13 protein-coding genes are annotated in these 22,680 nt (G+C 45.2%); 11 read left to right on the plus strand and 2 right to left on the minus strand.

The window, feature by feature from the left end; genetic code table 11:
• Positions 1–168 precede the first annotated feature (168 nt).
• The 9 genes from rpoB to CPIN_RS08650 all read left to right on the plus strand — a co-directional run bounded on the left by rpoB (position 169) and on the right by CPIN_RS08650 (position 18,802).
• Positions 169–3,978, plus strand: a complete 3,810-nt coding sequence (gene rpoB, locus CPIN_RS08610) for a DNA-directed RNA polymerase subunit beta (protein WP_012789382.1) — start codon at positions 169–171, stop codon at positions 3,976–3,978.
• 144 nt (positions 3,979–4,122) lie between these two features.
• On the plus strand, positions 4,123–8,418 hold the full coding sequence (rpoC, locus tag CPIN_RS08615; protein ID WP_012789383.1) for a DNA-directed RNA polymerase subunit beta': 4,296 nt from the start codon (positions 4,123–4,125) through the stop codon (positions 8,416–8,418).
• 98 nt (positions 8,419–8,516) lie between these two features.
• Complete coding sequence (locus tag CPIN_RS08620; RefSeq protein WP_187294747.1) at positions 8,517–9,230, plus strand: DUF4397 domain-containing protein; 714 nt, start codon at positions 8,517–8,519, stop codon at positions 9,228–9,230.
• Positions 9,231–9,375: 145 nt separating this feature from the next.
• Entirely contained in the window at positions 9,376–9,999 is a 624-nt protein-coding gene (locus tag CPIN_RS08625; protein WP_012789385.1) for an OmpH/Skp family outer membrane protein, read from the plus strand.
• Between the two features lie 88 nt (positions 10,000–10,087).
• Complete coding sequence (locus tag CPIN_RS08630; protein WP_012789386.1) at positions 10,088–11,509, plus strand: APC family permease; 1,422 nt, start codon at positions 10,088–10,090, stop codon at positions 11,507–11,509.
• Positions 11,510–12,252: 743 nt separating this feature from the next.
• The gene (locus CPIN_RS08635; RefSeq protein ID WP_012789387.1) at positions 12,253–13,227 is read left to right on the plus strand and encodes a FecR family protein; all 975 of its coding nucleotides are present in this window, start codon (positions 12,253–12,255) and stop codon (positions 13,225–13,227) included.
• A gap of 111 nt (positions 13,228–13,338) precedes the next feature.
• Positions 13,339–16,494 carry a TonB-dependent receptor gene (locus tag CPIN_RS08640; protein WP_012789388.1) on the plus strand — a complete coding sequence of 1,052 codons (3,156 nt, stop codon included), beginning with the start codon at positions 13,339–13,341 and terminating at the stop codon, positions 16,492–16,494.
• A gap of 92 nt (positions 16,495–16,586) precedes the next feature.
• Positions 16,587–17,981, plus strand: a complete 1,395-nt coding sequence (locus tag CPIN_RS08645; RefSeq protein WP_012789389.1) for a beta-helix domain-containing protein — start codon at positions 16,587–16,589, stop codon at positions 17,979–17,981.
• A gap of 68 nt (positions 17,982–18,049) precedes the next feature.
• On the plus strand, positions 18,050–18,802 hold the full coding sequence (locus tag CPIN_RS08650; RefSeq protein WP_012789390.1) for a DUF4397 domain-containing protein: 753 nt from the start codon (positions 18,050–18,052) through the stop codon (positions 18,800–18,802).
• Between the two features lie 131 nt (positions 18,803–18,933).
• Here CPIN_RS08650 and CPIN_RS08655 read toward each other — a convergent pair whose 3' ends face one another.
• Positions 18,934–20,316, minus strand: coding sequence for a S41 family peptidase (locus tag CPIN_RS08655; protein ID WP_012789391.1), 1,383 nt, complete (start codon positions 20,314–20,316; stop codon positions 18,934–18,936).
• A gap of 20 nt (positions 20,317–20,336) precedes the next feature.
• Complete coding sequence (locus CPIN_RS08660; protein ID WP_012789392.1) at positions 20,337–20,855, minus strand: RNA polymerase sigma-70 factor; 519 nt, start codon at positions 20,853–20,855, stop codon at positions 20,337–20,339.
• Positions 20,856–21,009: 154 nt separating this feature from the next.
• Here CPIN_RS08660 and CPIN_RS08665 point away from each other — a divergent pair, with 154 nt between their 5' ends.
• Together CPIN_RS08665 and CPIN_RS08670 are read left to right on the plus strand one after the other, a co-directional pair.
• A complete protein-coding gene (locus tag CPIN_RS08665) occupies positions 21,010–21,612 on the plus strand; it encodes a DUF4254 domain-containing protein (protein ID WP_012789393.1) in 603 nt (200 codons plus the stop codon).
• 3 nt (positions 21,613–21,615) lie between these two features.
• Entirely contained in the window at positions 21,616–22,668 is a 1,053-nt protein-coding gene (locus CPIN_RS08670) for a glycosyltransferase family 9 protein (RefSeq protein WP_012789394.1), read from the plus strand.
• Positions 22,669–22,680 lie beyond the last annotated feature (12 nt).

Raw genomic sequence — 22,680 nt, forward strand, 5'->3', positions numbered from 1 at the left:
GTCTTTTTGGAGCGTCAATAAGAGGGAATCACCAGGTCGGTGGATCTGACACAACAAGCGAAGACAGAAATTTTGAGGGTATTTGACAAAGATGTCTTAATTTCCCCGATTCATGTTGTGATTTACTTCACAATATTATATAAGTTAATATAACTGCTAACTTCGAATATGTCTCTAAAAAAAGCCCAAGCAAACGAAAGAGTAAATTTTGGAAAGATCAAACAAGTTACTGAGACACCGGATCTGTTGGCTATCCAAATCCAATCTTTCAAGGATTTCTTCCAGTTAGAAACCACACCAGACAAACGTAACAATGAAGGCCTTTTTAAAGTATTCAAGGAGAACTTCCCGATTACAGATACCCGCAATATCTTCAATCTGGAGTTTCTGGACTACTTTGTAGACCCTCCGCGATATACGATAGAGGAATGTATTGAACGTGGGCTTACCTATTCTGTACCGCTGAAGGCTAAATTGCGCCTGAGCTGTAACGATGAGGAACACGTTGACTTCCAGACGATTGTGCAGGATGTATTCCTCGGGAATATACCCTACATGACGCCTAGAGGTACATTCGTGATTAACGGCGCAGAGCGCGTGGTAGTATCGCAGCTCCACCGTTCTCCTGGTGTATTCTTCGGACAATCCATACATCCAAACGGTACGAAAATCTACTCTGCAAGGGTGATTCCGTTCAAAGGGGCCTGGATGGAGTTTGCAACCGACATTAACAATGTAATGTACGCTTACATCGACCGTAAGAAGAAGTTCCCTGTAACTACCCTTCTGCGTGCGATCGGCTACGAGACAGATAAAGATATCCTCCAGCTCTTCGGAATGGCTGACGAGGTGAAAGCAGATAAGAAGAGCCTGGAAAAATACGCCGGTAAGAAGCTGGGTGCACGTGTACTCAGAAGCTGGGTGGAAGATTTCGTAGATGAAGATACCGGTGAGGTGGTGAGCATTGAACGTAATGAGATCATGCTTGAGCGTGATAGTATCCTCGATGAAGCGAATATCGAAACCATCGTGGATATGGGCGTGAAAAGTGTGTTCGTGCAGAAAGAAGAGGTGAGCGGCGACTTCTCAATTATCTACAATACTTTAAATAAAGATACATCTAACTCCGAACTGGAAGCTGTTCAGCACATCTACCGCCAATTGCGTGGTGCCGATGCGCCGGATGATGAAACAGCAAGGGGTATCATCGATAAATTGTTCTTCTCTGACAAGCGTTATGACCTCGGGGATGTTGGTCGTTATAAGATCAACAGAAAACTCGGTCTGCCTACGCCTCTCAACATGAAAGTGTTGACCAAAGAAGACATCATCGCGATCATTAAGTACCTGGTACAGCTCACCAACAGTAAAGCGGAGATCGATGATATCGATCACCTGAGTAACCGTAGGGTGCGTACCGTGGGCGAACAGTTATATGCGCAGTTTGGTGTTGGTCTGGCTCGTATGGCCCGTACCATCCGTGAGAGAATGAACGTTCGCGATAACGAGGTATTTACGCCGGTAGATCTGATCAATGCAAGAACACTTTCTTCTGTAATCAACTCCTTCTTCGGTACCAGCCAGCTGAGCCAGTTCCTGGATCAGACTAACCCGCTGTCTGAGATCACGCACAAGCGTCGTATCTCCGCCCTCGGTCCCGGCGGTCTTAGCCGTGAAAGAGCAGGTTTCGAGGTGCGTGACGTACACTATAGCCACTACGGCCGTCTCTGTACGATCGAAACACCGGAAGGTCCGAACATCGGTCTGATCTCTACTCTTTGCGTACACGCGAAAGTAAACGACATGGGCTTTATCGAAACACCTTACCGTAAGGTGAATGAAGGTAAAGTAGACATGGATAATGTACGATTCCTGAGCGCTGAAGAAGAAGATTCCGTGAAGATCGCACAGGCGAACGCACCACTCGATGAAGAAGGTCACTTTGTAAATGATAAGGTGAAATCCCGTGAAACCGGTGACTTCCCTATCCTGGACAGAGAAGAAGTGGAATACATGGACGTTGCACCTAACCAGATCGTAGGTCTGAGTGCTTCCCTGATTCCGTTCCTCGAGCATGATGACGCCAACCGTGCGTTGATGGGATCGAACATGCAACGTCAGGCAGTACCATTGATCAACCCACAGGTGCCTATCGTAGGTACTGGTCTGGAAGGAAAGGCTGCACGCGACTCCCGTCTGCAGATCACTTCTGAAGGTAAAGGTGTGGTTGAATTCGTGGATGCAAACGAAATTCATGTTCGTTACGAGCGTGATGAAATGCAGAAACTGGTTTCCTTTGAGGATGACCTGAAAATATACCAGCTGACCAAATTCGTTAAAACCAACCAGAGCACCTGTATCAACCTGCGTCCAGCAGTGAAGAAAGGGCAGCAGCTCGTGTTTGGCGACTTCCTGACAGAAGGTTACGCTACACGTGGTGGTGAATTGGCACTGGGTCGTAACATGAAAGTGGCGTTCATGCCATGGAAAGGTTACAACTTCGAGGATGCGATCGTAATCTCTGAGCGTGTAGGACGTGAAGACCTCTTCACCTCTATCCACATCGATGAATACGAACTGGAAGTACGTGATACTAAACTGGGTGAAGAAGAACTGACACCAGATATTCCAAACGTAAGTGAGGAAGCAACGAAAGATCTGGATCAGAACGGTATCATCCGTGTTGGTGCACACATCAAAGAAGGTGACATCCTGATCGGTAAGATCACTCCTCGTGGTGAATCTGATCCTTCTCCTGAAGAAAAACTGCTCCGTGCGATCTTCGGTGACAAGGCTTCTGATGCGAAAGATGCATCCCTGAAGGCACCTCCAAGCACAGAAGGTGTGGTAATCGACAAGAAATTGTTCAGCCGCGCTAAGAAAGATAAAAACTCTAAGACCCGTGAAAAAGCGGCGCTGGAGAAACTGGAAAAAGTACACCAGAAGAATGAAGAAGACCTGCTGGAAGTACTCATGGGTAAATTGCTGACACTCCTGAAGGATAAAACTTCTCAGGGTATCACCAACACTTACGGTGAAGTACTGATCTCCAAAGGATCTAAATTCTCTTCCAAGAACCTGGCGAACATCGACTTCCAGAACGTGAATCCGCTCGGCTGGACTACCGACGAGGTAACCAACGATCAGATCAACACACTGTTGCACAACTACAACATCAAGTACAATGAAGAACTCGGACGTTACAAACGTGAGAAGTTCAACATCTCAATTGGTGATGAGTTACCAGCTGGCGTACTGAAACTGGCTAAGGTTTACCTGGCTAGCAAACGTAAGCTGAAAGTGGGTGATAAGATGGCGGGTCGTCACGGTAACAAGGGTATCGTTGCGAAGATCGTTCGTGATGAAGATATGCCATTCCTGGAAGACGGTACACCGGTAGATATCGTACTGAACCCATTGGGCGTACCTTCCCGTATGAACCTTGGTCAGATTTACGAAACTGTACTGGGTTGGGCTGGTCTGAAACTGGGTGTAAGATTTGCGACACCTATCTTCGACGGTGCTACTACTGAAGAAATAGCTGAATATATCGACGAAGCTGGTTTACCAAGCTTTGGCCATACTTATCTGTATGATGGCGAAACCGGTGAGCGTTTCCACCAGAAAGCTACCGTGGGTGTTATCTACATGCTGAAACTGAGCCACATGGTTGATGACAAAATGCACGCCCGTTCTATCGGACCGTACAGTCTCATTACACAACAGCCGTTGGGTGGTAAGGCGCAGTTCGGTGGTCAGCGTTTTGGTGAGATGGAGGTGTGGGCACTGGAAGCATATGGTGCATCCAATATCCTGCAGGAACTGTTAACCATTAAGTCTGATGACATTGTAGGCCGTGCCAAAGCATATGAGTCTATCGTTAAAGGCGATAACATACCAAAAGCAGGCGTACCGGAGTCCTTCAATGTATTGATACATGAACTTCGCGGTCTGGGTCTGGATTTGAAATTTGATTAATATTTGTCCATAAGTGATGGTCCATAGTCCCTGGCAGCCGCCTGGGACTATGGGCCTTAGGCTTTAGATAGTCAGACACGGTCCATGGACTAGTCTATGACCCGCGCACTGAATTACATGTGAATTTTCTTTAAACAACATACAATGGCCATCAAGAAAGAAAATCGTCCTAAATCAAACTTTAGCAGCATTACCATCAGTCTGGCTTCTCCGGATTCAATCCTGGAGCGCTCATACGGGGAAGTGCTGAAGCCGGAAACCATCAACTACCGTACTTACAAGCCGGAGCGTGATGGTTTATTCTGTGAAAGGATCTTCGGCCCCGTAAAGGACTATGAGTGCTATTGCGGAAAATACAAACGTATCCGTTATAAGGGTATCGTGTGCGACCGTTGCGGTGTGGAGGTAACTGAGAAAAAAGTACGTCGCGAAAGAATGGGTCACATCCGTCTGGTTGTGCCTGTTGTTCACATCTGGTACTTCAAATCATTGCCAAATAAGATCGGTTACCTGCTGGGTATGAGTTCTAAAAAACTCGAAACCATCGTTTACTACGAAAGGTACGTGATCATACAGGCAGGCGCTAAACAGGAGAAAGGCCTGAACTACGGCGATCTGTTAACTGAAGAAGAATATCTTGATATACTGGATACCCTGCCGAAAGACAACCAGCTGTTGCCTGACGAGGATCCAAACAAGTTCATTGCTAAAATGGGTGCTGAAGCGGTAGAAATGATGCTGGCCAGAATCGATCTGGATAGCCTTTCTTACCAGCTACGTAACCAGGCGGCAACTGAAACCAGCCAGCAACGTAAAGCGGAAGCGCTGAAACGTCTGAGCGTGGTGGAAGCTTTCCGTGAAGCAAATGGTCGTGTTGAAAACCGTCCTGAATGGATGGTAATGCAATACATCCCTGTAGTACCACCAGAACTGCGTCCGTTAGTTCCATTGGATGGTGGCCGTTTCGCGTCTTCTGACCTGAACGACCTGTACCGCAGGGTGATCATCCGTAACAACCGTCTGAAACGTCTGATCGAGATCAAGGCGCCAGAAGTGATCTTACGTAACGAAAAACGTATGCTGCAGGAAGCAGTTGACTCCCTCTTCGATAACTCCCGTAAATCAAATGCGGTGAAAGCAGAAGGTGGTCGCGCACTGAAATCCCTGTCTGACGTACTGAAAGGTAAACAAGGTCGTTTCCGTCAGAACCTGTTAGGTAAACGTGTGGACTACTCCGGTCGTTCCGTTATCGTGGTAGGTCCTGAACTGAAACTGCACGAGTGCGGTCTGCCGAAAGATATGGCTGCTGAACTGTTCAAACCGTTCATCATCCGTAAACTGATCGAAAGAGGTATCGTGAAAACGGTGAAATCAGCGAAAAAGCTGGTTGACAGAAAAGAAGCAGTAGTTTGGGATATCCTGGAAAACGTACTGAAAGGACACCCGGTAATGCTTAACCGTGCTCCGACCCTGCACCGTCTGTCTATTCAGGCATTCCAGCCTAAACTGGTAGAAGGTAAAGCGATTCAGCTTCACCCGCTGGTGTGTTCTGCGTTCAACGCCGACTTTGACGGTGACCAGATGGCTGTGCACGTACCGCTGAGCAATGCTGCGATACTGGAAGCACAGTTGCTGATGCTGTCTTCACATAACATTCTTAACCCGCAGAACGGTACGCCGATCACCCTGCCTTCACAGGACATGGTCTTGGGTCTGTACTACATCACCAAAGGCAAGAAATCTACCCCTACTGAAAAAGTAGAAGGTGAAGGTAAAGCCTTCTATTCTGCGGAAGAAGTAATCATCGCTTACAACGAGCAGAGAGTAAATCTGCATGCGAACATCCGCGTAAAAGCAAATGTTCGTGACGAGAAAGGTGAGCTGGTGAATAAACTGATCGAAACAACCGTAGGTCGTGTAATCTTTAACCAGCACGTTCCAAAAGAAGCTGGTTATGTGAACGCACTGCTGACAAAGAAATCACTGCGTGAAATCATCGGTGACATCATCAAGTATACTGATATCCCTAAAACTGCGAAGTTCCTGGATGATATCAAACAGCTTGGTTTCCGTACAGCATTCCGTGGTGGTCTGTCCTTCAACATCAATGACCTGATCATCCCAGAGGTGAAACAGCACATGATCGATGGCGCTGCCAGCGAAGTTGACGAAGTATGGGATAACTATAACATGGGTCTGATCACGAATAACGAACGTTATAACCAGATCATCGATATCTGGTCTCGTGTGGATACCAAAGTAACAGAAACGCTGATCCGTGAACTGGCAAATGACAAACAGGGCTTCAACTCTGTGTACATGATGCTTGACTCCGGTGCGCGTGGTTCCAAACAGCAGATTAAACAGCTGGCTGGTCTGAGAGGTCTGATGGCTAAACCGCGTAAGAGTGGATCTACCGGTTCAGAGATCATCGAAAACCCGATCCTGTCTAACTTTAAAGATGGTCTGAACGTATTGGAATACTTCATCTCTACGCACGGTGCCCGTAAGGGTCTTGCGGATACGGCACTGAAAACGGCGGATGCAGGTTACCTGACCCGTCGTCTGGTGGACGTTGCACAGGATGTTGTAATCAATGAAGAAGATTGTGGTACCCTGCGTGGTATTGCGACTTCCGCACTGAAAGATAATGAAGAGGTGGTTGAGCCACTGTATGACCGTATCCTCGGCCGTACTTCCCTGCACGACGTATTCGATCCTCATACAGAGGAAATAATCGTTGAAGCAGGTGCTCAGATCACTGAAGATATCGCTCACCGTATCGAAGACAGCGCGATCGATACCGTTGAAATCCGTTCCGTACTGACCTGCGAAAGCCGCAGAGGTGTGTGCGTGAAATGTTACGGTAAAAACCTCGCTACGGGTTATATTACCCAGCGTGGTGATGCTGTAGGTATCATCGCTGCACAGTCCATCGGTGAACCTGGTACTCAGTTGACACTCCGTACCTTCCACGTAGGTGGTGTGGCTGGTTCTACATCTGTTGAAACCGGCTTACAGGCTAAATTCGATGGTACTATTCAGTTCGACGGTCTGCGTACCACTACATACGAAAACAACGAAGGTGAAAAAGTTCAGGTGGTAATTGGCCGTACCGGTGAGTTACGTATCGTGGACGTGAAAAATGACAGATTACTGATCACTAACAACATTCCTTACGGTTCTACACTGCTGGTGAAAGACGGACAGAAAGTTGCAAAAGGTGACATGATCTGTACATGGGATCCATACAATGCCGTTATCGTATCTGAAATCGCTGGTAACATCCGTTTCGATAGCATCATCGAAGGTATCACCTTCCGTGAAGAGGCTGACGAACAGACTGGTCACCGTGAGAAAGTGGTTATCGAAACCAAAGACAAGAACAAGATCCCGTCTATCTATGTAGATGGTAATAAAGAGGTGAAATCCTACAACTTACCAGTAGGTTCCCACATCGTTATCGAAGAAGGTGAAGCAGTAAGAGCTGGTCAGGTAATCGTGAAGATCCCACGTATCCTCGGTAAACTGAGAGATATCACGGGTGGTCTGCCACGTGTAACTGAACTGTTTGAAGCACGTAACCCAAGCAACCCTGCTATCGTATCTGAGATTGATGGTGTGGTAGCATTCGGTAACATCAAACGTGGTAACCGTGAGATTATCATCGAAAGCCGTGAAGGTCACATCAAGAAATACCTGGTGCCATTGACGCGTCACATCCTGGTACAGGACGGTGACTTCGTGAAAGCAGGTACTGCACTGTCTGACGGTTCTATCACTCCAGCTGACATCCTGTCCATCAAAGGACCGTTTGCAGTACAGGAATACCTGGTAAATGAGATCCAGGAGGTATACCGTTTACAGGGTGTGAAGATCAACGACAAGCACATCGAGGTAATCGTACGTCAGATGATGCGTAAAGTGAACATCGAGGATCCGGGCGATACCCGCTTCCTGGAAGGTGACACTACCGATAAATTCGAATTCTTTGAAGAAAACGATAACATCTTCGATAAGAAGGTAGTTACCGAAGCAGGTGACTCTGGTGTGCTGAAAGCTGGTCAGATCGTTACCCTGCGTCAGGTAAGGGAAGAAAACTCCCTGCTGCGCCGTGCAGATAAAAAACTGGTGGAATTCCGCGATGCAAAACCGGCTACCTCCAGCCCGCTGTTACAGGGTATCACGAAAGCGTCCCTGGGTACTCACAGCTGGATCTCTGCCGCATCCTTCCAGGAAACAACCAAAGTACTGTCTTCTGCTGCCATCAACGGTAAGATCGATGACATGCTTGGCCTGAAAGAGAATGTGATCACCGGTCACCTGATCCCTGCAGGTACTGGTCTGCGTGAGTTCGAAAACATGATCGTAGGTTCCAAAGAAGAATACGACATCCTGGCCTCTTCTAAAGAAGTGTTCCAGTTTGACGAAGAAGAATAGAACACATACACACATGTATAAAAAAAATGTCCCGGCACTACGTCGGGACATTTTTTTTACGTGTAACTTTCGGCAATTAAAATCACCGGATGATTATTATGAAGCACTGGCGTTATTGTTTATTGTTAATACTCGTCACCGCAGGTATTTTCGCCTGCAATAAGAATGGTGACGAATCTATACCTGTTACCAGTTCCAATATCAACGTATTTCAGGCAGTACCAGGAAAACTGTTTGATGTGCTGATCGATACTACGACCATGACCACGGACCTTGCCTATGGTGAAAGTTCTGGTTATCATGCATTTGAGGCCAGACGCTATAACCTGTTGGTACGTGTGGCTGGTAGACCTGACTCACCCTTTGTAGGTGGGCAGATCAGTCTCCGCAACGGGCATTATTATTCCGTATTCCTGTCACTCGATAATGGCAATAACCCACAGGCACTCCTGGTGGAAGACGCTTTAGGCGGCACCCGTGCCGGCTTTGGCAGAATGCGTTATATCAATCTGAGTGATTCCTATATCAATCGGGCCAGCAGACTGACAATTGATATCAAAACTTTTACGACTTCAGATACCAGGCAGGATACCGCCCGCTATTTCCGCCGTCTCAGTTATCTGGCGGCCACTGATTTCGTGGATGTGCCTATCGGACCACATTTTCTGGTCGTGACTTACCCGGATTCTACGCTGTCGCTCAATGGCAATGGACAAGCCTTCCAGGTGGACGACCAGAAACAATATACCATTATCGGCTACGGGAATGCGTTGAAGGCAGATTCGTTTAAAATCGCCACATTTATACATTAGTTCGCCTGATAATCATGGCTGTAGTAAAATTCATATGTGAAAGTGTTGTTAAGATAGATAGGGACTAAGTATAATCATCTAAAAACCTTATTTTAGCCGTTCAAATTTTAAAACGTATTCAAGGATTCAAAATCCACTCAACAACATGCGCACTACTAAACAATTTGTGAAAAGCGGATTATTAGCGGTATTAACAGCCGGAACATTTATTGCTTGTCAGCAGACTAAAAAAGAGGGTAACAGTAGCCCGGCGGCTGCTGCAAAAGATGGCGGTGCTGCTTCTAATAGCGCCTTTATCATTGCTTATGTGGATATCGATACCGTTGAAGCTCACTACGACTATTTTAAAGTAAAGAAAGCAGAACTTGAGAAGAAGCAACAGGCGATCGACAATGAATTAAATGCTAACGTACGCGCATTACAGAACGAGGCGGCTGATTTCCAACGTCGTGTAAATGCTAACTCCGTAACACAGGCGGAAGGCGAATCAACACAGCGTGCTTTGTACAACAAACAGCAGCAACTGGAAAGTAAAGCACAGAACATGCGTTCTGAGTATGCTGAACAGGAGAATAAGTTCAATGAAGAGCTGCAGAAGAGACTGAATGACTTCCTAGCTAAATATAACGCTGATAAACGTTATGCCTATATCCTGTCATACCGTACAGGCGCCAGCAACGTTTTATACAAGGATGATAAGTATGACATTACTACTGAAGTAATTAAGGGCTTAAATGACGCCAACAAAGAAGCAACTGAGAAAAAATAATAGTTGCTATAGCAAAAACATTAAAAAATAATATATCTTGGAATCCCGTCTCATAAACTGAGGCGGGATTTTTTGTAATCCTCGATGTATGGACAACCAAAACACAGCTTTTCGTCCCAGCCTTAGTCTGCTGGACGCAACCATGATCGTTGCCGGTTCTATGATTGGCTCTGGCGTATTCCTCGTATCTGCGGAAATCACGCGTAATGTTGGCTCCGCCGGCTGGCTGACCCTGATGTGGGTGCTGGGTGGTCTAGTTACCATTATTGCAGCCGTAAGCTACGGAGAGCTGTCTGGTATGTACCCTAAAGCAGGAGGGCAGTACGTCTACCTGCGCGAGGCTTATAATCCTTTAGTCGCATTTCTTTTTGGCTGGACACAGTTCAGTGTGATTCAGACGGGTACAATCGCTGCTGTAGCGGTTGCCTTTGCAAAGTTTTCCTCTTATATTATTCCCGCATTCAGCGAGGAGAATTATCTGCTGGACCTTGGTTTTCTGAAGATTTCCGCGGCACAGGTCGTGGCGATCATATCTATTATATTACTAACGTGGATCAATACACGTGGTATCAAAAATGGCAAGATTATTCAGACGGTGTTTACACTGGCGAAACTCTTATCGCTCTTCGGACTGATCATTTTCGGGTTTCTGCTGGGAGCTAAACAGGAGATCTGGAACGCTAACTGGACTAACGCCTGGCAGGCTGTAAGCCTTACGCAGGACGGCGGACAGGTAACTACTACCTTACTCTCCGGACTGGCTTTATGTGGTGCAGTAGCTATCTCAATGAAAGGCTCATTGTTCAGCAGCGACGCCTGGAATAATATCACATTCATCGCAGCAGAAATTAAAAATCCACAGAAGAATATCGGCAGAGCATTGTTCCTTGGCACATTGCTGGTGACCATCGTATATGTCAGCGCTAATCTGATGTACCTGGCGGTAGTACCTATGCATGACATCGCTTTTGCTGCAAAAGATCGTGTAGCTGTCGTTGCTGCAAAACAGATCTTTGGTGACAGCGGTGCATATGTGATCGCTGTGATGATCATGGTATCTACTTTCGGTTGTAACAATGGACTGATACTGGCAGGCGCGCGCATTTATTACACAATGGCGCAGGATGGACTGTTCTTTAAAAAATCAGGCGCATTAAATGAATACAACGTGCCGGCAAATGGTCTGTGGATACAATGTTTATGGGCTTCATTGCTTTGCCTGACCGGTAAATACAATGATTTGCTGGCAATGGTAATATTTGGCGTACTTATATTTTATGTTATCACAATTGCTGGTATATTTGTGTTACGTAGTAAGCGTCCGGATATTCCGCGTCCTTATAAGGCATTTGGTTATCCTGTATTACCTATGATCTATATTGTAGTAGCTTCTGCACTGGCATTATTACTGCTGATGTTTGAAAGTAGCTACGCTTTGTTAGGTTTGCTGATCATTGTTATTGGTTTCCCGTTGTATTATCTGGCCATGAAGACACAAAAAACCGCCTAGCAGACAACGGAAAACTAGAATGGACAATAAATAGTCCTTTCTTACACAAAAGTTGTATGTAAAATGGTTGAAAATTTATCTTACTGCTGTGGAACTTTCAGTGAATTGATGTAATTTGCAGGAAGACTTCCGAATTAGAGGATTGATTTGTGTGTAACCCTTGACGCAACGACACGTATGAATAGAAAACCCTTTGTCAACTGAGAGCGCTGCTTTACCACAGGAAGCAGTGAAAAATGGGGAGGGAACCTATCATATTAACACTACAATTGGAAGCCCGTTTAGCATAGGAGTAGTTAGGAAGAATATAAGTTCAGACATCCAGATAAGGGCATGTAAGAATGATTGTTCGTCAACATTGTTTGAAGATAGGTATCGCGTACAGAAAAACGAAGGTTAACATTAGAAGACTATATGCCGACAAACGACATCAAAAAAGACATTCATCATAAATAATTATAAGGCGATTATTTCTCATTAGGTGAGGTGAAGAAGATTTGAAGAAATCTTTCAACTCTTTAATGACCATTAAAAGCCTATACGATTTGCATTCTCGAACATTCACATGACAATCTTAACAACAAGCGTATGGTATCTACCATACGCTTTTTTTATGCCCTTAAAGGGCTTAAATCCGGTCAATGTTAAGGAATTATGAAGTCCGGTTTTGAGATTGGTACATCCCCTTTTTTCCGGCGTACTCTCTTTGTAAATTGAAATAATCAGGACTACGAATACCGGAAATGAAAATAGATAAGCAATTACTGGAAAAATACTTCAAAGGTGACTGTACAGCTGCGGAGGCTGAACAGGTCGCGGCTTATCTTGATCAGTCAGAGACGCCGGAAGCAGATGAATGGTTTCAGGCAATGTATGCGGAAGTAGAAAATGAAATCCCGCAGGAAAGAGAAGTATCCGTACCGCAGATTACCATAAAAGAAAAGAAAGGCACATTAATATATAACAGATGGTATAGTATCGCAGCAGCCGTTGTGATGTTGCTGGGCGTTTGCACCTGGTTGTTCCAGACGAGACAGCGTAACGGTGGAAAAGCGACCCTGGCGCTTACATGGGATACCCTTGCCAACAATGATAAAAGTATCAAGCTGATGACAATGACCGATGGGTCCCGCGTATGGCTCGCACCCCATTCGACAGTAATTTATCCCAATAACTATAATGATACCAGCAGGGAAGTCTGGCTGAAGGGTGAGGCGTTCTTTGAAGTAGCGCAGGATCCGACAAGGTCCTTCAGTGTACACACCGGTGACCTGAAAACGATAGCGCTCGGTACTTCCTTTAATATCTCCACCGGCAACTACGCAGATGGCAGTATCCAGGTCAGCCTGGTACAGGGAAAGGTGGCCGTTACCAGCCAATCTTTCTCCCTGATATTAAAACCCGGAGAAATGGTGCGTTATGATGGAACTCACTTATCCCATCCCGCAGCATTCAGTATCAGAGAAGTAATGGACTGGAGAAATGGTAAACTCGTATTTGATAAAGCTGCACTGGAAGATGTATTCGCAAAATTAAAAGCCCGCTATGGATGTAAGATCGTAGTCAGTAAAAAAGTAGCAGGATCGCACAAGGTATCCGGCGTATTCCGAGCAGGGGCACCGGTACAGAACATATTGGAAGCCATACAATATGTGCACGGTTTTCAGGTGATTAAAAAAGATGATAACACGTATGAGATAACTACGGGAAAAAATTAAAAGGTCACAACATAATTTATCGGGGATACCCTAGCCTGTATTTATTTACTATCAAATAGCAATTTCTAAAGTATGCAAAAATCTACAAACAGATTTTGTAATGGGGGAGTTATGCACAGTTGGAAAGCTTTCCTGTTATGTTTTAGTGCAGCGGGTTTCCCTGCTGTACTGGTGGGACAATCTTATCAATCATTAGGGGATAAAGTGTCTGTGAATCTGCAACACACAAATGCAGCAGCTGTTGTTAAATCGCTTGAACAACAAACATCTTATACGTTCGCTTACGATCCGGATTATCTGGCACATTGTTCACTGGATGCAGTGAAGTTCAATGGACAGCCATTATCGCAGGTATTAAGTTACCTGGACGCCTATGCGCCTATCGATATCGCATTTGCTAACAATACCGTCGCCCTGAAACAAGGGAAGCAGGAAAAGTCTGCTGTGAAAGAGAAAGGACGTGTGAAAGGAAAGATCGTTGATAATAAAAATGAAGCATTACCGGGTGTAACTATTCAGGTAGATGGAGGATCAGGAGTAGTGTCCAATGTTGATGGTTCTTATGAACTGAACCTGACGCCTGGTACTTATACTGTTACATTCAGCTTTGTGTCCTACGATACGCGTAAGGTAACAGAGGTGATCGTAAAAGAAGGTGATATCACCCCATTGGATATCATTCTTAAAAGTAGTAGTTCCCGCCTGAAAGAGGTGACTGTTACCGGAACTTATAAACGCGCATCTGTAGAAGGCTTATATGCTATACAGAAAAATAACGCCGCCATCACTGATGGTATCAGTTCTGAGCAGATCAGCCGTACGCCGGATAAGAACATCGGCGAAGTATTGAAACGTGTAACTGGTCTCTCTACTGTAGATAATAAATATGTTGTTGTTCGCGGATTAAGTGAACGTTATAATCAGGCTGTATTGAATGGCCAGATTATGCCAAGCACAGAGTTGAACAGAAAGAACTTCAGCTTTGATATCGTGCCCGCCAATATTGTGGAAAATGTGGTGGTAGTGAAAACATTAACACCCGATCGTAGTGCAGAATTTGGTGGTGGTCTGGTAGAGGTGAATACACTTGATATGCCTACACAGAATTTTCTGAATATAGGTGTTGGTGGTAGTGTGAATAACCTGACTACCGGTGAGAATTTCCGCACACTAAAACTGGAAGGAAAAGAATACTGGGGAAAAGCTGCTGATCATCGCAATCTGCTGGGTCAAACCAAATGGAATAATACAACAGACATCATCAATAAATTTGACGCCAGCAATAAGGATTTTAAACAATTCAGCAATAACTGGGGTGTATATGAAATGAAAGCACCAGTTTCCCAGAACTATCAGTTGTCAGGTGGAAAAGTAATGAAGCTTTCAGGTTCGAAACAACTGGGTATTGTTGCTTCAGCCAGTTACAGAAACACTTTTCAGACACAGGACATCGTCATGACCAGAGATGGTTTTGATAATGGATTCACCGGAAAACGCTATGGTTTTACAACCAACCTGGGTGGATTACTGGGTGTAGGTTACAGAAGTGAGCGGACTAAACTGAGTTTACAAAGTTTATACATCCGTACACTGGACCAGCAGTTGCTGATAGGTGTTGGTGATCACGTTGATCCTAGTGGACACATGTTAGGTTACTATGATCTGACTAATCAGACCTCTCTCTGGCAAACGCAGTTCAAAGGTGAACAGGCATTGGGAAAACATGGTGTCAAATTAAAATGGCTGGGAAGTTATGTTTCTCTTGACAAATCAAGACCAGACAATCACCAGCTGTTAGCTGAAACAATCACAGATTCAAAGTTGCCTTCCAATGAATTCAATGTAAGAGCGCCTATCAGTAGTGGTATCAGTGAAGGTGTACTCCGGTGGTGGAGTCGTGCATATGAAAAGGATTATAACTGGGATATATCAGTATCGGCACCATTTAAATTGGGTACAGGAAACTTCCAGACGGACAATACATTTAAAGCCGGATATGCAGGATGGAGTAAAAACAGATTGTTCTATGTATTGAACACCGGTACCAAAGGATTTAAAACAGATGATTTTCCACCATTGTCTGAAGCGTTCTCACCTGAAAGAGCTGGTGAAATTTACATGGGCCGCTTCGGAGATGATTTTCATAAAACAGCCGCACTGCATAGTATGTATGCAATGCTGGACAATAAGATCAACGAAAAATGGAGATTGGTGTGGGGGGTAAGAGCAGAGTATTTTAACCTCAATGGCATCAACGGTGTACTTGATTCTGTGTTCAGAGAGATCAATGCTTCAAGACCTGGCGCACAACTGGACTATAGCTCACTGACAAACCGCGAACCAAACTGGCATTTGTTCCCTTCAGCGAATCTGACCTATAGCCTGACTCCAGCAATGAATCTGCGCTTGTCCTATGCGAAAAGCATTATTCGTCCTGACCTGAGAGAACTGTCCTTCTTCCGCGAATATGACTTTGAGCTGGGTGGCGCATATGAAAGTGCATTGGTAAAATCAACAACCGTACAGCATTTTGATTTTCGTTACGAATGGTATCCTGGTCCTGGTGAAATCATTTCCGTATCTCTTTTCTACAAGAATTTCAGAGATCCGATGGAAATCTACAAACAGGGAGATATCAGGTTATACCATCTGAAGAATAATAAAACTGCCAAAAACTATGGACTGGAAATAGAGGTAAGAAAAAACCTGGCATTTACACAGGTACCAGTGATTAAAAACATCACGCTATATGGAAACTTTACAGCACTGGATGCACGTGTTACACCGCTGGATATAGATTTCAACAGACTGGATCCAAACAATCCAAATAAGGTACTGCCTACGGAAGCTGTCAGAAGAGAAGAGAAAAGACCACAGACGGGAGCAAGCAACTACATGGTGAATGCAGGATTCTATTATGATGTAAAACCGGCTTCGTTCAGTCTCGTATACAATTATGTGAGTAACAGAATGTTCAGACCTGCGCAGTACTACAGTGAGTCATTGTTTGAACGCCCGCTGGAAGCACTGGATGCACAGCTGGGAATTAAACTGCTGAAACAGAAAATGCTGTTGCGCCTGAATGTTTCGAATCTGTTAAATAGCTACTCCATCGTATATCGCAACTTTTATAAAGACGAAGCCATCAGCAACTATAAAAAAGACCCCGGCATTAAAGACCTGCTTTATCAGAAAGACACAGACCGTATAGATTATCAGGCTAAGCCAGGCAGGACTTTCAGTGCAACCTTGACATATAATTTTTAAGTCTTTTGCATACGCGTAAACCCGAGATAAAACCCTGATCAGGTAAAACTCAGACACAAACCAAAAAACAAACAAACTCAAAACGAGAACCCATGAGAAAACAATCTCTGATTCTTTCCGTTGCAGTAGCGCTGATCGCTTTCAGCACTGCTTGTAAGAAAGAAAACAATGTCGTAAACGATCGTCCATTGACTGCTGCTGCTGCAGCCCACACTTGTGGTGACAGTACCATCTCAGGTGTAATCACTTCTAACCTGTATCTCGGTGACTGTAAGATCTACAAACTGAGCGGCATCGTGTACGTTTCTAACAACGCTACACTGACTATCGCTCCAGGTGCGCTGGTTCAGGGTATTAAAGGCGCTCCAGGTGGTACACTGGTTATCACCCGTGGTGCTAAAATCAACGCTGCTGGTACTCAGACAGCTCCAATTCTCTTCACTTCTGACCAGGCATCTCCTGTTTCTGGTGACTGGGGTGGTGTAGTAGTTTTAGGTAAAGCTAACATCAACCAGGGTGATTCTGCGCTCGTAGAAGGTATCGGTGGTACACCTCCTGCTAGTGCTTATTATGGTGGTACAGTTACTAACGACAACTCAGGTGTGCTGACTTATGTTAGAATCGAGTATGCTGGTTACGAACTGTCTACTGACAACGAACTGAACGGTCTGACACTTGCTGGTGTTGGTTCCGGTACTACAGTTCACCATGTTGAGGTTTACAAATCAAAAGATGATGCATTCGAATTCTTCGGTGGTTCTGTTAACGCTTCTTATCTGATCGCTGCTTATCCACTGGATGACATGTACGATTTCGATAATAGCTACAGCGGTACTATCAACTATGCATTAGGTCTGTCTGACCAGACTCGCGCTGACAAGAGCCAGTCTAACGGTATCGAGTGTGATAACCTGGCTACAGGTGATTCAACCAAAACTCCGATCACTAAACCAGTTATTAACCACATGACCATCATCGGTCTGCCTAACGCTACATTGGCTTCTACTACAACAGGTGCTCCATCTGGTACTGGTAGATACGGTCGTGGTGCTCATTTCAGAAGAAGCTCCCGTTTTGACGTGAGAAATTCAATCTTCATGGGTTTCAACACTGGTATCTCCCTGGATGCCAGCGTAGGTTCTGGTTCAGGTGCTCCAGCGAGCAACACTCCATGTGCTTACTTCAGAGGTCTGTCTGTACTGGACAACAACCTGGTACACGCTTTCACAAGCCCATATGGTCCTTTCACTATCGAAGGTTCAAGTGCATGTCTGACTTCAGCTACACTGTATGCACTGGCTACAAACCTGAACGGTGGTTACGTATCTGCTGATCCTAACACTGACATCAAACTGGTTGCTCCATTCGGAACTACTGCTGCTGGTTTCTTCCCTCAGTCTACTGGCGAAGCTTTCACGTACAACGCAGGTGCATTCACCTTTGGTGGTGCTGACTGGACTGTTGGTTTCTCTCGTTTCGGAAACTAAGATATAGTCATCTCGTTATAAGTGTGGAGAGCATTGCTCTCCACACTTTCTTTAAAATAAACAAAAACATGCTGAGAATTTCAAAGGTAATTTTATTAGCTGCCGTTGTGTTACTGGCAGCCTGCAGAAAAGGGGAACCTGTTAATGAATTTTATTTTGCTTCTTTTACAGCAGAATTACTCGCATTGCCTGGTACCACTACTGTTGATATTTATGTTGGGGACAAAATAATAGATTCTCTTACCGCAGGCACAACCAAAGGACTGACATCTCCGTTGATGCTCGCCGCCAACCTGCCAAGTACAATATCATTTAAAAAAGCAGGCACTGATATCCTTTTACTGGATACTGTGCTGACTGCTGCTCCCGGCGATCGTGTGCCGTTAAAACTGGCATACAGTGCAGAACTGGGTATTCAGAGTTTTATTACCGGTAGTGCTGAAAATATACCTGCCGACTCAGGCGTATTTTTTCTCTTTAATCAGCTGCCCGTTGAATTACAGGCAGATGATGTATATGTAGATGCACTCTTATTCAGATTCAACGGAGCAGAGTATGAAGACACAGGGGTATCCTGGGATAATCTGGAGAAGAATAAGCTACACCCTGAACAGAAAACAATTGCGGTTACTGAAAATGAAGTGCCGATTCAATATATCATCAGACTTAAAAACAGAGCTACAGGTGAATACCTGGGCGATGCACTTGCGCTCACAGATATTTCTACCACCTTCCTGCCAGGACAGCGTCAGATCGTATCTGTAAAAGGAAGACAAACGAGAGGCAAATGGCGTTTCTATTCTGAAGCAGCAGCTTACTAAAATCAATGCGGGTAAAAAGCTCGACTTTAAAGACGGACATTAACCCCTTTATACAATATGATGTTATCCGCTGATAACATCTCCTAGAATGTTTCACGAAGTGGTATGTTGTATCTACAGCATACCTTTTTTTATCTGATCGCTGTTGGTATTTTCAACATATTTTTATCAGCAACTGTCGCTTGTGCATCAAAGTATCTTTGCACCACTGTCTTCGGATATCCCCCTTCTCTGCCACCTCCTGATATGATCGAAACTGCTTTTGCAATCAACGGATCTCCTGGATCTCCTACGGGTGATAGTGGTAATACGGATAATTCATCTATGCGATAATCTGGTGTAATACCATTGACATAACCGCCTTCGCCTTTTGCATTGGCAAGATTGTAGGTAAGTGGCAGCATGGTATAAGGGATGCGTTGTGGAGAACGCATGTCCGTGATAATAACTGCGGCTTTATCTTTTCCTAATGTGCCCAATCCGATCTGGACTACTTGCATATAAGACTTCAGGGTGTTGATCGTCAGTTCTGCAGCAGAAGCTGTTTGCGGACCAGTAAGAATAAATACACGTTGTAGAGACAGTCTGCCGGATGATAGCCCGCTGAAGGCTAAAGGACCACCACTTTCAGGCACAGAAAGCGCTGATTTATAGGAAACCGTACGCTGTCCCATGTTGTTATTTCCGCTGTATTTTGCAAACACACTGTTCTCATTAATCCCTGGTGCGATCAGGGCATTCAGTAAAGCAGCTCCGGCTACGCTGCCTCCGGCATTATAACGCAGATCCAGTATGAGCTCTGTTGCGCCTGCATCTTTAAACTGTTTAAAAGCACTCAGCACATTCGCATTGTAATAATCGTCAAAAGCATTGTAAAACAGATAAGCAAGGGTCTTTCCGTTGATGTGCCGTATACTTTGTTTGTAGATCGGTTGTTCGCGGATGGTCCGTGCGGTGAGGGGGATATCTGCTCCTTTCTGTACGGTATTGCCATTGATGGTGGCCATGCCGAGTACTGCATTGCCGCTATTCAATATCTCCTCACTGAGCGAAGCCGCATTGGCAATTGTCAGGGTAGTGCCGTTGATGGCCGTAAAAAAATCTCCTCTTTTTATACCCAGTATAGCTGCGCCGGAACCTGGTACGACCAGCCCGGTCACTCCGATTGCACCGCCAGGCGCTGCCGGGTAACTGATGACATTGAAGGTAATGCCAAAGGAGTAGAGCATGGATTTGGGAAGACTGGAAGGATCATCCTGCTGATAGATGACAGAAAAACGGTCTGTCTTGTCTTTCAGTCCGGCAAAGAATGCTGCGGCAGCAGGCTGACTATCCGCCAGGGCTGGCAGTCCGTTATTCCACAAATAGAAATATCGCATACTATCCAGTATCCAGGTATTGATCTCCTGCCGGGTAACAGGTCCGGTAGGGGCCTCTGGCTTGACCACATCATCTTTTTTACAGGCAATGAGCAGTAAAGATAAGGTCAGGGCAGTAAGGGGTTTACGGTACATATCGGAATGGGTTGATTGACTTACATATCGTAATGGGCCATCATTTCCCGCCTGATATATTGCAGGGCGAGGTTGAGGTGATTTCTTACGGTGGTGGGCGACAGACTTAACTGGTCTGCAATCTCTTTGTGACTTTTCCCTTTGTCGCGGCTAAGCAGATAAATGTTCCGGCGTTGTTCCGGCATCTGTTCGATCAGTTTGTGAACCTGTTCAGTGAATTCTTTGCGCATCAGCGTATCTTCATCCCCCCTGTCAGAAGAGACCTGGTTGGATGACAGTTGTGATAATGATTTTCTCTCACGGTATAGTTTTCTCGTTTCATCAATCACAATATGTTTTACAAATACGAATAGGAGGGGGAATACATCCTGGTCTTTATGCACCTTATGGATGTTTTCCCATAGTTTGATGAAACATTGTTGTGTCACTTCCTCCGCCCGTTGCCGGTCGTCGGTAAGTTTGAATGCGAACCGGTACACCTTTTCCCTGTTGGCTTCAAATAATTGACCAAAGAGTATCCTGGATGGGTTATCAGACATAGAGTTTGATATATGGTTGCTATAATGGAAAATAAATGTAAGCAGTACATGTTACTTGAATGTTAAGGTTGAACAGCAGCGGATTTCAGCGGATGGAAACGGTAGTCTGAGTGTCTATTATAAACAATTTCATCAATTTATATACATTTGCCTCATGTCTACAGAATTGTACAATAAAATATTTGATCAGTGTATTGCTGATTATCATGTGCACAATAGTGTGCATCATCCTATCCACAATCCTTATGGAAAATCAGCTTTTGAATACCTGCTGTATCTGAAAAACTGGATTGACACCGTGCAGTGGCACCTGGAAGATATCATCCGTGATCCATTGATTGACCCGGCAAGAGCACTGGAAATCAAGCGTTGGATTGACCGTTCCAACCAGGAACGTACTGATGTAGTGGAGTATATCGACAGCTATTTCCTCGATCAATATAAAAATATAACTCCTGGTGCCGGCGCTACCATGAATACGGAAAGTCCGGCATGGGCCATCGACAGACTGTCTATCCTGGCACTCAAAATCTACCACATGCGTGAAGAGGCGACCCGTCCGGATGCTACACCGGAACACCGGGATACCTGTCAGCGTAAACTGGATATTCTGCTGGAACAACGTCAGGATCTGGGAGGTGCTATTACACAGCTGCTGGAAGACATTGCTGCCGGCAAAAAATATATGAAAGTGTACAAGCAGATGAAGATGTACAACGATCCTACCTTAAATCCGGTGCTCTACAAGGGGAAATAACTTATGCCTGAAAAACTGAGAACAATACTGGCGATCCGGTTTTCTGCCATGGGAGACGTAGCAATGACAATTCCCGTGATGCAGCAGGTATTGGAACAAAACCCTGGTACACAGATCATTTTCGTATCAAACAGGAACTGGGGTGCACTTTGTGCCGGTATTCCCCGGCTGACTTTTTTTCCGGCCGATCTGAAAGGCACACACAAGGGATTTAAAGGTCTGTACCGGCTTTTCCGGGAAATCAGCAAGGCGCATAAAATTGACGCCGTTGCTGACCTTCACCATGTATTGCGCTCACAGATCGTACGTTCCTTTTTCCGGCTGAGTGGCCGTAAAGTAGCTGCGATCGATAAAGGCAGGGCCGAAAAGAAAGCACTTGCCCGTCCGGAAGAAAAAGTACTGATACCTTTAACCAGCACTATAGAGCGATATGCGACCGTTTTCAGGCAATTGGGGCTCCCGGTTACTATTTATCCAAAACAGCCTGTATTTGGCCGTCAGGAGTTAACAGCGGCCATACAGGAAGTCACCGGACCCAAAAACGGAGATAAGTGGATCGGATTGGCGCCATTTGCCACCTATAAGGAGAAAACATATCCCCTGGCTAAAATGGAGGAAGTGCTGGCGGCACTCGTGAAAAAGAAGCAGACAAAAGTACTGCTGATGGGAGGGGGCGCCGCAGAAGTCACACAACTGACCACATTGGCTGTAAAGTATCCGGAAGCAATCATCGTAGCAGGCAGGTTCCGTCTGCCGGAAGAAATGGCTACCATCAGCAATATGGATACCATGATCAGCATGGACTCCGCCAATATGCACCTGGCTTCTCTTTTTGGCGTACCGGTCGTTTCCGTCTGGGGTGCTACGCATCCTTTTGCCGGCTTTATGGGTTTCGGACAAACAGAGGACAATGCCGTACAACTGGAAAGCCTTTCCTGTCGTCCTTGTTCCATATTTGGTAATAAGCCCTGTTTTCGCGGTGATCATGCCTGTATGGAGTGGATTCCACCTGCTGCAATCACTGAGAAAGTGACAAAAGTGGTCGGCGAATCCTAATTTTTTAAAACT

The organism is Chitinophaga pinensis DSM 2588 (genome assembly GCF_000024005.1).
GTDB classification, from domain to species: Bacteria; Bacteroidota; Bacteroidia; order Chitinophagales; family Chitinophagaceae; genus Chitinophaga; species Chitinophaga pinensis.

Excerpts from the sequence above, each read along its gene's own strand:
- rpoB (WP_012789382.1), top strand. The coding sequence starts at position 169 with ATGTCTCTAAAAAAAGCCCAAGCAAACGAAAGAGTAAATTTTGGAAAG.
- rpoC (WP_012789383.1), top strand. The coding sequence starts at position 4,123 with ATGGCCATCAAGAAAGAAAATCGTCCTAAATCAAACTTTAGCAGCATT.
- CPIN_RS08620 (WP_187294747.1), top strand. The coding sequence starts at position 8,517 with ATGAAGCACTGGCGTTATTGTTTATTGTTAATACTCGTCACCGCAGGT.
- CPIN_RS08625 (WP_012789385.1), top strand. The coding sequence starts at position 9,376 with ATGCGCACTACTAAACAATTTGTGAAAAGCGGATTATTAGCGGTATTA.
- CPIN_RS08630 (WP_012789386.1), top strand. The coding sequence starts at position 10,088 with ATGGACAACCAAAACACAGCTTTTCGTCCCAGCCTTAGTCTGCTGGAC.
- CPIN_RS08635 (WP_012789387.1), top strand. The coding sequence starts at position 12,253 with ATGAAAATAGATAAGCAATTACTGGAAAAATACTTCAAAGGTGACTGT.
- CPIN_RS08640 (WP_012789388.1), top strand. The coding sequence starts at position 13,339 with ATGCACAGTTGGAAAGCTTTCCTGTTATGTTTTAGTGCAGCGGGTTTC.
- CPIN_RS08645 (WP_012789389.1), top strand. The coding sequence starts at position 16,587 with ATGAGAAAACAATCTCTGATTCTTTCCGTTGCAGTAGCGCTGATCGCT.
- CPIN_RS08650 (WP_012789390.1), top strand. The coding sequence starts at position 18,050 with ATGCTGAGAATTTCAAAGGTAATTTTATTAGCTGCCGTTGTGTTACTG.
- CPIN_RS08655 (WP_012789391.1), bottom strand. The coding sequence starts at position 20,316 with ATGTACCGTAAACCCCTTACTGCCCTGACCTTATCTTTACTGCTCATT.
- CPIN_RS08660 (WP_012789392.1), bottom strand. The coding sequence starts at position 20,855 with ATGTCTGATAACCCATCCAGGATACTCTTTGGTCAATTATTTGAAGCC.
- CPIN_RS08665 (WP_012789393.1), top strand. The coding sequence starts at position 21,010 with ATGTCTACAGAATTGTACAATAAAATATTTGATCAGTGTATTGCTGAT.
- CPIN_RS08670 (WP_012789394.1), top strand. The coding sequence starts at position 21,616 with ATGCCTGAAAAACTGAGAACAATACTGGCGATCCGGTTTTCTGCCATG.